Genomic DNA, 13,358 nt, shown 5'->3' with positions numbered 1-13,358 from the left:
CCACCATGAAAACATCGCCGCTCCTCCGCTCACTTGTCCTGTCACTGACGCTATTGACCAGCGTCCCGTCCTTTGCCGCCGTCAAGAAAGAGTTCAACGTCTGCTGGACCATCTACGCCGGCTGGATGCCCTGGGGCGCCATCAGCAATGAAAAGATCATCGATAAATGGGCCAGCAAGTACGGCATCAAAATCAATATTGTTCAGCTCAACGATTACATCGAATCCATCAATCAGTACACCGCCGGGCAGTTTGACGGCTGCACGATGACGAATATGGACGCCCTGACCATTCCGGCGGCCGGCGGTGTCGACAGCACGGCGCTGATCACCGGCAGCTACTCCGATGGTAACGACGGGGTGGTTCTGAAAGGGGCGGATAAAAAGCTCAGCGACCTGAAAGGGATGTCGGTGTATCTCCCGGAGCTGTCGGTCTCCCACTATCTGCTGGTGCGCGGCCTGGAAAAAGCCGGGCTGCAGGAAAAAGACGTCAAGGTGGTGAATACCTCCGATGCCGATATCGTCTCGGCCTTTGGCACCAGCGGCGTGCGGGCGGCGGTGGCCTGGAATCCACAGCTGTCGGTTATCAAAAAGACCCCGCAAACCAGCGAAGTGTTTAGCTCCTCGCAGGTGCCGGGCGAGCTTATCGACATGATGGTGGTCAATACCCAGACCCTGAAAGATAACCCGGCGCTGGGCAAAGCGCTGACCGGCGCGTGGTTTGAAATGATGGCCAAAATGAAGGCCGGCGATACCCAGGCGCTGAGCGCTATGGCCGCCGACTCCGGTACCGATCTCGCCGGCTACCAGGCGCAGCTCAAAACCACTCATCTTTTCTGGACGCCTGCCGACACCCTGGCGTTTATCGCCTCGCCGGATCTGGCGAAAACCATGCAGCGTGTGGCGCAGTTCTCCTTCGATAAAGGTCTGCTGGGCGAGGGGGCGCAGAGCGCGGACTTTATCGGCATGACCTTCCCGGGCAATGTCACGCTCGGCGATGCCGCCAACCGCAAACTGCGCTTTGACGACAGCTACCTGAAGCTGGCCGCCGCGGGCCAGCTGTAATGATTGCCGCCGGGAGACCACGCCATGCGCCACATTAACCGATATCCCCAAAAGGGGATGCGCCTGACGCTGATGCTGCTGCCGTTTGTGCTGCTGATCGCCGCCTGGTTTATGGGATCGGCGGTGCGGCTGGAAGCCAATCCGCAGGACAAGTTGCTGCCAGGCCTGTCGCAGATGGCGGCGGCCATTGACCGGATGGCGTTCACCCCGGACAAACGCAGCGGCGAGTATCTGCTGTGGGCCGACACGCTGATCAGCCTGAGCCGTCTGCTGACGGGCCTGGCCGTCTCGTCGCTGATCGGCCTCGGCATCGGTATCGCCGCCGGCGTCTTCCCGATGTACCGCGCGGCGCTGTCGCCGCTGATGACGGTGGTGTCAATGATCCCGCCGCTGGCGATCCTGCCGGTGCTGTTTATCGTCTTTGGCCTGGATGAGCTGTCGAAAGTGATGCTGATCGTCATCGGCATTACGCCGATGCTGGCGCGCGACCTGGAGCAGCGGGCGCGGGAGATCCCGGCGGAGCTGTTTATAAAGGCGCAGACCTTGGGGGCTAATAGCTGGACGGTGGTGCTGCGGGTGGTGCTTCCTCAGCTGCTGTCGCGGCTGATAGCTTCTCTGCGCCTGCTGCTGGGCTCGGCATGGCTGTTCCTGATCTCCGCCGAGGCCATCTCCGCCACCGCCGGGCTGGGGTATCGCATCTTCCTGGTGCGGCGCTATATGGCGATGGATGTGATTATTCCGTATGTCATCTGGATCACGCTGCTGGCATGGCTGATGGATCTGGCGCTGCGTCAGCTGCACAAAGCCTGTTTCCCGTGGGCGGAAGGAGGCCGGGGATGAGTTTTATCGACATCAAAAACATCTGGCAGGAGTACGGCGACCACGTGGTGCTGGAGCGCATTAATCTGCAGGTGAAAGAGGGCGAGTTTTGCTCAATGGTCGGCGCGTCCGGCTGCGGTAAATCGACCTTTCTGCGTCTGCTGCTCGGTCAGGAGCAACCGACCCGCGGCGCCATCCTGCTCGACGGCCAGCCGCTGGCGGCGGAGCCGGACCGCAGTCGCGGCGTGGTTTTCCAGCGCTATTCGGTTTTCCCGCACCTCAACGTGCTGGATAACGTCGCCATCGGCCTGGAGCTGCCGGCGTCCCCGCTGCTGGGGCGCCTGTTTGGCGGCAGAAAGCGCGAAGCCCGGCAACAGGCCCAGCGAATGCTGGAGAAAGTGGGCCTGGGACACGCCCTGGATAAATACCCGGCGCAGCTCTCGGGCGGGATGCAGCAGCGGCTGGCCATTGCCCAGGCGTTCGTAATGCAGCCGCGGGTGCTGCTGCTGGACGAGCCCTTCGGCGCGCTGGATCCCGGCATTCGCAAGGATATGCATGCGCTGCTGCTCCAGCTGTGGAGCGAAACGCGCATGACGGTGTTTATGGTCACCCACGACCTGGCCGAAGGCTTCAACCTGGGCACGAGGCTGCTGGTGTTCGACAAAGTGCGCATCGACCCGCAGGCGCCCAACGCCTGGGGAGCGCGTATTACCTACGACATTCCGCTCAATGAAGCGCGGATGGCGCAACTGGCCGCCGGTAGCGACACCAACGTTTACGCATTAAGGAGATAAATTGATGACTGAACTGTTTCACTCCACCCCCAGCCTGCGCGAAGAGCGGCTTCCCGGCGGGGCGCACACCTCGCTGATTTTGCGCAAAGGGCAGATCCTGCGCCTGACCGATCTCGACGGCGGGGCAAACGTCAGCATGATGATGCTCAATCCTCATGAGAAAAGTGAGCGGCTCAACCTGCCGGATACCCTCAAAGGACAGCATACCGCGCGCCTGACCGCCGGGCACTGTTTCTACTCCGATATGGGCCGGGTGCTGGCCGGGATCGTCGCCGACAGCTGCGGCTGGCACGATCCGTTCGGCGGGGTCCTCAACGCCGGGGAGACGCACGACAAATATGGCGCCGGACGCTATCAGGAATTACGCAATGGCTTCTACCGCAACGGCGTCGATAACCTGCTGGTGGAGATGGGGAAATGGGATCTCGGTCTGGAAGATCTGCTGATGGTAGTCAACTTCTTCAGCAAAGTGACCGTCGATGACGAGGGGCGCTTTCACTTTGTCTCCGGCAACAGCCGCGCCGGGGACTATGTGGAACTGTATGCCCCGATGGACGTCCTGCTGGTCCTCACCGCGCTACCGCATCCTCAGGATCCGGCCACAGAGTATGCCCCCCGTCCGGTGCAGCTGAGCTGGTATCAGGCCGACGATGAAGACGCGGCCACTCAGGCGCTCCTGACCCGCGATGAGAACCTGCGCGCGTTCCGCAATACCCAACTTTTTGCCCTGTAAGGAGGCGTTTATGACCCTTATCACCAGTCACCGACGTCCGGAAGAGGCCGTCTATCGCCATGTGATCCCCGCCGGGGAGCCGTGGCTGTTCGAGGTTAAACAAGGGCAAACCCTGCGTCTGCTCGATCTCGAAGGCAACCAGGCGATTGATACCCTGTTTTACAACGCCGACAACCCGCGCGAGCGCTACGATGCGCAGCGCACGCTGCGCCGCCAGGGTAACGCCTACCTCACCGCCGGCAGCGTGCTCTATTCCAACCTTGGTCGTCCGCTGATGACCATCGTGGCCGATACCTGCGGGCGGCACGATACCCTCGGCGGCGCCTGCGCCCAGGAGAGTAACACCGTCCGCTACGCCCTCGACAAGCGCTACATGCACAGCTGCCGGGATAATTTCCTCTGCGCCTGTCTGCATGATGGCCGTCTGCATAAGCGCGATATCGGCGCCAACATTAACTTCTTTATGAACGTGCCGGTGACGCCGGAGGGCGGTCTGACCTTCGCGGATGGCATCTCGGCGGCGGGAAAATACGTGGAACTGCGCGCGGAGTGTAACGCCATGGTGTTGATCTCCAACTGCCCGCAGCTCAACAATCCCTGCAATGGCTGGAACCCGACCCCCGCCGAGGTGCTGGTATGGAACTGACCCGCTGGCAGCGCTGGCGTTTGCTGGCCTTTCGGCTGTTCGCCGTTCGCGCCGACCGCCTGAACTACACGCCGACGCGCCACCTTTAAGCGCCGGTTCTCCCGGGGACGACCTCAGGGGAAGATGAATTGTTGCGGGACGACCCGCTTCGCTGTGAGTTCCGCTTATGTTTGATACCTTACTGATTGCCAACCGCGGGGCGATTGCCTGCCGCATTCTGCGCACCCTGCGCGCCATGCAGGTGAAGGGCGTCGCCGTTTACGCCGAAGCCGACCTGAGCAGTCTGCACGTCCGCGAAGCGGATGAGGCGCTGAGCCTTGGCGAGGGGCCGGCAGCGCAAACCTATTTAGTCGTAGAGAAGATCATTGCCGCCGCGCGGCAGAGCGGCGCCCGCGCCATCCACCCCGGCTACGGCTTTCTGTCGGAAAACGCCGCCTTCGCCGAGGCCTGTGAGGCGGCGGGACTGGCGTTTGTTGGCCCGACCCCGCAACAGCTGCGAACCTTCGGCCTGAAGCATACCGCCCGCGCGCTGGCCAAAGCGGAGGGCGTTCCGCTGCTGGAAGGCAGCGACCTGCTGGCCGACAGCGAAGAAGCCTGCCGGGCGGCAGAGGCGGTGGGCTACCCGGTGATGCTCAAGAGCACGGCGGGCGGCGGGGGGATTGGCATGCGCGTCTGCCGCGACGCCCGCGAACTGAGCGAGGCGTTTGCCACGGTGCAGCGGCTGGGGCAAAACAACTTCAGCGACGCCGGGGTGTTTCTCGAAAAATATATCGAACGCGCCCGGCATCTCGAGGTGCAGATCTTCGGCGACGGGAAGGGGGCGGTTATCGCCCTCGGCGTGCGCGACTGCTCGCTGCAGCGGCGTAACCAGAAAGTGATTGAAGAGACGCCGGCGCCAAATCTGCCGGACGGGATGGCGCAGGCGCTGTGTAGCGCGGCCATTGCCCTCGGAAAAGCGGTGAACTACCGCAGCGCCGGGACGGTGGAGTTTGTCTACGACAGCGCGGCGCAGCGCTTCTATTTCCTCGAGGTCAATACCCGGCTGCAGGTAGAGCACGGCGTCACGGAGCAGGTGTGGGGCGTGGACCTGGTGCGCTGGATGATCGCCCTGGCGGCAGGGGATTTACCGCCGCTGAGCGAGCTGTCCGCCGGGCTACAGCCCCGGGGGCATGCCATTCAGGCGCGAATTTACGCCGAAGATCCTGGCCGTCAGTTTCAGCCTTCGCCCGGACTGTTAACCGACGTCTGGTTTCCGCCGGCGGACGGCGCTACCCTGCGCATCGACCGCTGGGTCGAGGCCGGCTGTGAAGTGCCGCCGTTTTTTGACCCGCTGCTGGCGAAAGCTATCGTCTGGCGCCCCTGCCGCGATGAGGCGATCGACGGCCTGGCGCAGGCCCTGGCGGAGACCCGCCTGTACGGCGTCGAAACAAACCGCCAGTACCTGCAGCAGATCCTTCGCTTTGCGCCGTTCACCGCCGGGGAACCCTGGACCCGCTGTCTGGAGCAACTGCGCTACCGGGCCGATACCGTGGAGGTACTCAGCGCCGGCACCCAGACCAGCGTCCAGGACTACCCGGGACGTCTGGGGTTCTGGGCGGTGGGCGTACCGCCCTCAGGCCCGATGGATGACCGGGCGCTGCGCCTGGGCAATCGTCTGCTGGGCAATGCCGAGGGCGACGCCGCGCTGGAGATCACCCTTAGCGGACCCACGCTGAAATTTAACACCGCGGTGCAGGCGGTGGTCTGCGGCGCGCCGCTGCCCGTAACGCTCGACGGCATCGACCAGGAGATGGACGGCGTCTTCTCTGTTCCGGCGGGGGCGACCCTCAGGCTGGGGGCGATAAGCGGGCCAGGCGTCAGAAGCTATCTCTGCCTGCGCGGCGGCATTCAGGTGCCGGACTACCTGGGCAGTAAAAGCACCTTTACCCTCGGTCAGTTTGGCGGCCACGGCGGACGGGCGCTGCGCGCCGGCGACGTGCTGCATCTTGCGCCTCCGGCTGAGACCATGGAAGGCGCGGCGCTTCCCGCAGAGTTGCGCCCTGAGCTTGCGGAAGTGCGAACGCTGCGGGTGATTTATGGCCCCCACGGCGCGCCGGAGTTCTTTGCCCCGGCGTATATGGCGACCTTTTTTGCCACCGACTGGGAAGTGCATTTTAATTCCAGCCGCACCGGCGTGCGCCTGATCGGGCCCAAGCCGGTCTGGGCCCGCGACAGCGGCGGCGAAGCCGGGCTCCATCCGTCGAATATTCACGACAACCCCTACGCGGTGGGGGCGGTGGATTTTACCGGCGATATGCCGGTGATCCTCGGGCCGGACGGCCCAAGCCTCGGGGGCTTCGTCTGCCCGGTCACGGTGATCGAAGCCGATCTCTGGCAGCTGGGCCAGCTTAAGGCGGGGGATAAGGTGCGCTTTGTGGCGATTGACGTCCCCACCGCCCGGCGGCTGGCGGCAGGCCGTCGCGCAGAGCTGGCGACCCTGCAGGCGCAGGACGTTGCCTGGCAGCCTGTGCCGCTCACCTCGCCGGTGGTGATGACCTGCGGCGACGCTGACAAACGCCTGGTGGCGCGCCTCTCCGGCGATACCCACCTGCTGCTGGAGGCCGGTGAGGCGGAGCTGGATCTGGTGCTGCGCTTTCGCATCCATGCCCTGATGCAGGCCCTTGAGGGGCAATCCCGGGACGGGATCATCGATATCACGCCGGGGATCCGCTCTCTGCAGCTCCATTTCCAGCCGGAAACGCTGGCGCTGGATACGCTGCTGGCATGGGTCCGCGGGGAGTGGGCCACGGTCTGCATGAGCGACGATCTGCAGGTTCCAACACGGGTGGTGCATCTCCCGCTCTCCTGGGACGATCCGGCCTGCCGCAAGGCGATCGACAAATATATGACCACCGTCCGCCCGGACGCCCCCTGGTGCCCAAGCAACCTCGAGTTTATTCGCCGGATAAACGATCTCCCGGATGAGCAGGCGGTGTGGCAAACGGTGTTTGACGCCAGCTATCTGGTGATGGGGCTCGGCGATGTCTATCTCGGCGCGCCGGTGGCCACGCCCCTTGATCCGCGCCATCGGCTGGTCACCACCAAATACAACCCGGCGCGAACCTGGACGGCGGAAAACTCGGTGGGCATCGGCGGAGCGTATCTGTGCGTTTACGGCATGGAAGGTCCGGGCGGCTATCAGTTTGTCGGCCGCACCCTGCAGATGTGGAATCGCTATCACGAGGTGGCCGATTTTGCCGGCAAGCCCTGGCTGCTGCGCTTTTTCGACCAACTGCGTTTCTATCCGGTCTCGGCGGAAGAACTGCTGGCTATTCGCCGCGATTTCCCGCTCGGACGCTACCCGCTGCGCATCGAGCACAGCACGCTGCGGCTGGCGGAGTACCAGCAGTTTCTCTCTCGCGAGGCGCAGAGCATTAGCGCATTTCGCGATCATCAGCAGCGGGCGTTTAACGACGAGCGCGAGCGCTGGATCGCCAGCGGCCAGGCCCATTTCGACAGCCAGGAGAGCGCGACAGAAGAGGCGGGCGATGCGCCGCTGCAGCCGGGGGAGCAGGGGGTGGAAAGCCCGGTATCCGGTAATCTGTGGCAGGTACAGACCGCGGCCGGCAGCCAGGTACGCGCCGGCGATGTGCTGGTGGTGCTTGAGTCGATGAAAATGGAGATCCCGCTGCTGGCGCCGTGCGATGGCAGGGTTCAGCAGGTCAATGTGCAGCCAGGCAGCGCGGTGCGTGCCGGGCAGCGGGTGGCAGTGATTATTGAGGAGAAGGCATGATGCAGCAGACGTTTGATTTACGCCTGGCGACTCTGGCGGCGAACTATCGTAACGGCCACACCACCCCGCGCGCGCTGCTGGCGGGGATCCGCCAGCGGGCGCAAGCGCTGGAGCCCGAGTTTAATCTGTTTATCCATCTCCTGAGCGAAGCGGAGCAGGCGCCGTTTCTGGCGGCGCTGGAAGGCCATTCGCCAGACACGCTCCCGCTGTACGGGGTGCCGTTCGCCATCAAAGATAATATCGATCTCGCGGGGATAATCACCACTGCCGCCTGTCCGGCGTTTGCTTACCGGCCGACGCAAAGCGCGACCATTGTCGCACAGCTGATTGCCCTGGGGGCGGTGCCGGTGGGCAAAACCAATCTCGATCAGTTTGCCACCGGCCTGAACGGGACCCGTTCGCCGTATGGTCGCTGCCGCAACGCGTACCATCCCGCTTATCCCTCCGGCGGCTCCAGCGCCGGGTCGGCGCTGGCGGTAGCCCTGGGCGTTGCCAGCTTCGCGCTGGGGACCGACACCGCCGGCAGCGGTCGCGTCCCGGCCGGGCTGAATAACCTGGTGGGCCTGAAAGCGACGAAAGGGGTGATCTCCACCGCCGGGGTGGTACCGGCCTGCCGCACGCTGGACTGCGTGACCTTTTTCAGCGCCACCGCCGACGAGGCCAGCCAGCTGCTGGCGCTGGTTGCCCGGGCCGATCCGCAGGATAGCTACAGCCGCCGCAATCCCCAGTGGAACAGTCGTCAGGCCTTCGGCAGGCCGTCCGCCGGGTTTCGCTTTGGCGTCCCGCAGGAGCTTAACTTCCTCGGCTGCCGCGCCAGCGAAGCGCTGTTCGCCCAGGCCGTGCAGCGGCTGACGGCGCTCGGTGGGGAAGCCGTGGCAATCGATTTTGCGCCTTTTCTCGCCGCCGCCCGCCTGCTGTATGACGGGCCGTGGGTCGCTGAACGCTATGCGGTGGCTGGCCCGTTGATTGAGCAGCAGCCGGACGCCGTGCTGCCGGTCATTCGCGACGTGCTGGCGAAAGCGCCTGATATCGACGCGACGGCGACCTTTAAGGCGATGTATCAGCTGCAGGAGTATAAAGCGCAGTGCGATGCCATCCTCGAGACGCTGGACTGCGTGCTCACGCCAACCTTTCCGCGGCCGGTAACGCTGGACGAGCTGGCGGCGGAGCCCATCGCCCGCAACGCCGACCTGGGCTACTACACCAACTTTATGAACCTGCTGGACTATGCGGCGGTGAGCGTGCCGTGCGGGTTTATGCCCGACGGACTGCCCTCCGGCGTCACGCTGTTCGGCCGGGCCTTTACCGATCAGTATTTGCTGAGCCTGGCCGACGCCTTCCAGCGCGCGGAGCGGCTGCCGCTGGCAGGCGGCGCGCGGCTGGAGAGCCCGCCGCCTGCGCACCCCGCGGGCCATGATCGGATGGCCCTGGCGGTATGCGGCGCCCACCTGACCGGCCAGCCGCTGAACGGTCAATTGCTGGCGCGGGGCGGCCGGCTGCTGCAGGCGACCCACAGCGCGCCGCGCTATCGGTTGTATGTCCTCCCGGATGGCAAGCGCCCGGCGATGGTGCGTGACGAACCAGAGGGGGCCGCGATAGCGGTGGAAGTCTGGGCGATCCCCAGCGCTGAGGTGGGGTCGCTGCTGGCCGCCATCCCCGCGCCGCTGGGGCTGGGACAGATTGAGCTGGCGGACGGCCGCTGGGTGACAGGCTTTATCTGTGAAGCCGGTGGGCTGGGCGCGGCCACCGAGATCACCGCCTGGGGCGGCTGGCGTCAGTGGCTGGCCAGGTAAACGGAACACCCTCTGAAGTAGCGCCGCAGAGGGCACTTCTGCACCATCCGGCGATGCCTCCCGGACGCCGAGCGACGGCCGGGGAAGGTTACTGATGGAGGGGGGCGGGATAAAACGCTTCCGCTGTCCATTGCGCTGATGGCTCGCGGAATTGCTGCCAGAACAGTTCGGCAATCCACCAATATCAGTGAAGCGCTGCTGACGGCGGTTATTCGGGCAACCGGGATCGCACTGCTGCCGGGGTGGATGGTTAGCCAGGCGGTACAGTGCGGCGAAGGTCAGCGTTTATGCCCTGATGCCGCCCGGCACGCTGGTTCCCGCCAAGACCCGGGTATTTATCGACACGCTATGCCATCAGCTGGCGTCATCCCCGCTGTGGCAGGACGAATTGAAGCGATAAGCAGGGGGGCCGCCAGATTAAGCCATGGATGGCGGTTATACCGCGGTACTGGCCCGGACTTTGAGTACTGACGGAATTTCTATGAACTTTTCACAAGGCTTATCGTTTAGCAGCTCGAGAAGCGCTTTTCCCGCCTTCACCCCAATGTCATGCCAGGGAAATTCAACGGTTGTCAGGGCAGGGGAACAGACTGTCGATAAAACCCCGCCGCCTAAACTCGCAATGGCTACGGTATTGGGCACTTTGATCCCGGCGCTGTGGCAGGCCATCATGCATCCGCACGCCATTTCATCCGAAGTGCAAATTAGCGCATCCAGATCGCCCCAGGTAATCATCATATCCTTGAAAATATTCACGCCTGTGGCGATGGTTGAAGGCAAATGCGTGGTCACCACCCGATGTGGCGAACGGTTCAGGGCCAACATTGCCGTATTCCAGCCGCTCAGAAGCTGGCGAAACATCGTATTGTTGGCTGGGGTACACAACAACGCGATGTTTTTTAATGAGGCATCCGCGAGGTGGGTTACGATCTGTTTCACTGCCTTACCGTAATCCACGCCGATGCACATGCCAACAGGCTGGGTATTTAACGCGCCAATCTCCAGGATAGGCACATCAACATTGGCCAGCAGCTGGGTGCAGCTCTCAATGGTGTCGATATTGAATTGAATAATCGCTGCCGGGTTATAGGCGAGCATTTTTTCAAACGTTCTTTGTTCGTTTTGACCGTCATGACCAGATTCCATAAACATCATGGTATAGCCGCGTTCAGTCAGGATTTTTTGTAATGCCTCCGACACCGGCAAAAAACCTGGCGAAGAGAAGGTGGGGACGACGGCCAAAATGAGATCGGAATGGACCGACGCCAGATTACGCGCCTGGAGATTGGGGACATAGCCGAGTTGACTGACTGCCGCATCAATACGATCGCGAAGGTCAGGGTTGACTTTTTCAGGCATTCTCAGCGCACGGGAGACAGTCATGGCGCTCACGCCGACAAACTCAGCCACTTCGGTCAGGGTTATCTTCCCAGTTCCCTTACGACGTTTTTCTTTCGGGCTATTGTCTGCGTCTAGACTCTTCACCAGGATCACCAACCGTTTGAAAAATAATAAGTAACAAAAGTAAATCGTTGATACGCATTATAACTTACCACAGCGAAGGGGAAAGCACATTATAACAAATGTTAGCGGTAACTCGATTTTTAACATTTTTGCTTGTTAGCGCTAACTTTGAGAGATGTATCACAGTTGCATTTTATTTAGCTGTTTATAGTTCAGCACATGGAATCCCTCGGGAGTGCATATGATTAGAGACTGGTTAACCCCGGATAAAATTAATGTCATTAACGCAATAGATAACTGGAAAAATGCCGTTCGACTCTCAGCAGAACCTTTGCTGGCGCAGGGGTATATGGCAGAGCACTATATTGAGGCGATTTTTAAAAGCCATGAAGAATTTGGGCCTTATTATCTATTAGCCCCAGGATTAGCGATGCCTCATGCCCGCCCCGAGCAAGGTGCATTGAGGAATGGATTATCACTCCTTCATATTAAAGAGGGCATATCATTTGGCTCGACTGAGAACGACCCGGTATACGTGGTTATTATGCTATGCGCTTGTTCCGGGAATGAACATATCACGATGATCGGTGAACTGGCAGAACTCTTTAGCGATCGGCAAAAGCTAGAACGATTGTTAAAAGCCGATGATATTAAGGCAATTCAGGCCGTTATTGACTGAAGGAAAAGAGAATGAAAAAAGTACTCATCGTCTGTGGCAATGGTTTAGGCAGCAGCTTTATCGTTGAAATGAATGTCAAAAAAATCCTTGCTGAAATGAATAAAGAGGTTGAAGTCGCACATACCGACCTGACGTCAGCGAAAAGCGAAACTGCGGACCTTATTCTGAGCGCCAACGATATTGCCGAACATTTAACTGGTCATTCCGCGAAGGTTGTTGGATTAAGTAATTTACTCGATAACAATAAAATCAAAGAGATTTTAGCAGAACACATTTAAGCAACGGCTTTCTGAACCGTGGAGTTTAATATGCTTCATTTCCTTATTTACGATGTGTTAGGGACACCGGCGATTCTGGTTGGATTGTTTTCTCTAATCGGTCTGCTGTTGCAAAAAAAAGGAATTTCAGACGTTATCTCAGGCACCCTGAAAACCATCATGGGTTTTGTTATTTTAACGGCTGGCGCCGGTATCATTGCCTATACATTAACCATTTTTAGCCAACTATTTGAACATTCATTTCATATTCAGGGGGTGGTGCCTAACACCGACGCGATGGCCGCGCTGGCGCAGAAGAATTATGGCACGGAAACCGCCACGATCATGGTGCTGGGCATGTTGATCAATATCGCCCTGGCGCGTTTGACGCCATTAAAGTACATCTTTTTAACGGGCCACCATACGCTCTATATGGCCGCGATGCTGGCGGTGATCTTGTCAGTAGGTGGCTTGTCGGGTGGTTGGGTGGTGGCCATCGGGGCGGTGATTCTCGGCGCGATGATGGTGATCTCTCCGGCGATCTTGCAGCCGTTTACCCGAAAAATTACCAATACCGACGTTCTGGCTCTCGGCCATTTTGGCTCTATTGGTTATCTGCTCTCCGCGCTGGTGGGAAAAGTCGTAGGGAAAGGTAGCCCCTCGATTGAAGAAATTAAAGTGCCTAAGTCACTCAATTTCCTTCGTGACTCGTCGGTGGCCATCTCTCTCACCATGATGATTCTGTTCCTGGTGCTGGTGGTCGTCGCAGGCAAAACCTTTGTCGAGGAGACCCTGAGTGCCGGTCAGAATTTTATTATCTTCGCCATTATTCAGTCCCTCACTTTTGCTGCGGGGGTTTATATCATCCTCGCCGGTGTGCGGATGGTGATTGCCGAGATTGTGCCAGCGTTTAAAGGTATTGCAGACAAACTAGTGAAAGATGCGAAACCGGCGCTGGACTGCCCGACGGTGTTTCCCTTTGCTCCCAATGCCGTTATCGTCGGGTTTCTCGCAAGCTTTGTTGCAGGCCTGCTCAGCATGTTCCTCTGCCCGCTGTTCGGTTTGAGCGTCATCGTACCGGGACTAGTGCCTCATTTCTTTTGCGGGGCAACGGCTGGCGTTTACGGCAACATCACCGGCGGACGTCGTGGGGCAGTGGTGGGGGCATTTGCCCATGGCCTGCTCATTTCGTTCCTGCCGGCAATCCTTTTGCCAATGATGGGAGATATGGGCCTCGGTTCTACAACCTTTGGCGATGCAGACTTTGGCGTTGTCGGCATCGTTTTAGGTCATATCATCGCAATGTTTAACTAACTATTTATTATCGGAGCTGGTTT

11 protein-coding genes are annotated in these 13,358 nt (G+C 60.4%); 10 read left to right on the top strand and 1 reads right to left on the bottom strand.

Features of this window, described 5'->3' with window-relative positions:
* Nucleotides 1-5: 5 nt before the first annotated feature.
* The 7 genes from ABLU95_RS04950 to atzF all read left to right on the top strand — a co-directional run bounded on the left by ABLU95_RS04950 (nt 6) and on the right by atzF (nt 9,621).
* Nucleotides 6-1,064 carry a putative urea ABC transporter substrate-binding protein gene (locus ABLU95_RS04950; protein WP_032452903.1) on the top strand — a complete coding sequence of 353 codons (1,059 nt, stop codon included), beginning with the start codon at nt 6-8 and terminating at the stop codon, nt 1,062-1,064.
* Between the two features lie 24 nt (nt 1,065-1,088).
* Nucleotides 1,089-1,904 carry an ABC transporter permease gene (locus ABLU95_RS04945; RefSeq protein WP_023289736.1) on the top strand — a complete coding sequence of 272 codons (816 nt, stop codon included), beginning with the start codon at nt 1,089-1,091 and terminating at the stop codon, nt 1,902-1,904.
* The gene (locus ABLU95_RS04940) at nt 1,901-2,677 is read left to right on the top strand and encodes an ABC transporter ATP-binding protein (RefSeq protein ID WP_044523302.1); all 777 of its coding nucleotides are present in this window, start codon (nt 1,901-1,903) and stop codon (nt 2,675-2,677) included. The genes ABLU95_RS04945 and ABLU95_RS04940 overlap by 4 nt, the downstream gene beginning before the upstream one ends.
* Before the next feature lie 4 nt (nt 2,678-2,681).
* Nucleotides 2,682-3,410 carry an urea amidolyase associated protein UAAP1 gene (locus ABLU95_RS04935; RefSeq protein WP_032454968.1) on the top strand — a complete coding sequence of 243 codons (729 nt, stop codon included), beginning with the start codon at nt 2,682-2,684 and terminating at the stop codon, nt 3,408-3,410.
* Nucleotides 3,411-3,420: 10 nt separating this feature from the next.
* Nucleotides 3,421-4,056, top strand: a complete 636-nt coding sequence (locus ABLU95_RS04930; RefSeq protein ID WP_023289733.1) for an urea amidolyase associated protein UAAP2 — start codon at nt 3,421-3,423, stop codon at nt 4,054-4,056.
* A gap of 166 nt (nt 4,057-4,222) precedes the next feature.
* On the top strand, nt 4,223-7,828 hold the full coding sequence (gene uca, locus ABLU95_RS04925; protein WP_348878944.1) for an urea carboxylase: 3,606 nt from the start codon (nt 4,223-4,225) through the stop codon (nt 7,826-7,828).
* Entirely contained in the window at nt 7,825-9,621 is a 1,797-nt protein-coding gene (gene atzF, locus ABLU95_RS04920) for an allophanate hydrolase (RefSeq protein WP_241515982.1), read from the top strand. Before uca ends, atzF begins: the two co-directional genes overlap by 4 nt.
* Nucleotides 9,622-10,056: 435 nt before the next feature.
* Here atzF and ABLU95_RS04915 read toward each other — a convergent pair whose 3' ends face one another.
* Nucleotides 10,057-11,109 (bottom strand): LacI family DNA-binding transcriptional regulator, encoded by a 1,053-nt coding sequence (locus ABLU95_RS04915; RefSeq protein WP_087848829.1) that lies wholly within the window; start codon nt 11,107-11,109, stop codon nt 10,057-10,059.
* 217 nt (nt 11,110-11,326) lie between these two features.
* On the opposite strand from ABLU95_RS04915, the gene ABLU95_RS04910 reads away from it, so the two are divergent.
* The 3 genes from ABLU95_RS04910 to ABLU95_RS04900 are packed head-to-tail and all read left to right on the top strand — an operon-like array spanning nt 11,327 to nt 13,335.
* On the top strand, nt 11,327-11,764 hold the full coding sequence (locus ABLU95_RS04910; RefSeq protein WP_060590605.1) for a PTS sugar transporter subunit IIA: 438 nt from the start codon (nt 11,327-11,329) through the stop codon (nt 11,762-11,764).
* Between the two features lie 11 nt (nt 11,765-11,775).
* Nucleotides 11,776-12,042, top strand: coding sequence for a PTS sugar transporter subunit IIB (locus tag ABLU95_RS04905; RefSeq protein ID WP_080901595.1), 267 nt, complete (start codon nt 11,776-11,778; stop codon nt 12,040-12,042).
* A gap of 30 nt (nt 12,043-12,072) precedes the next feature.
* Entirely contained in the window at nt 12,073-13,335 is a 1,263-nt protein-coding gene (locus ABLU95_RS04900) for a PTS ascorbate transporter subunit IIC (protein ID WP_348878942.1), read from the top strand.
* The last annotated feature ends 23 nt before the right edge of the window (nt 13,336-13,358 follow it).

The sequence above is a fragment of the Klebsiella sp. GG_Kp146 genome (genome assembly GCF_040061975.1).
GTDB lineage: Bacteria > Pseudomonadota > Gammaproteobacteria > Enterobacterales > Enterobacteriaceae > Klebsiella > Klebsiella quasipneumoniae.
The sequence above is the reverse complement of the archived record's forward strand: the minus strand, read 5'-3'. Positions and strand labels throughout refer to the sequence as shown.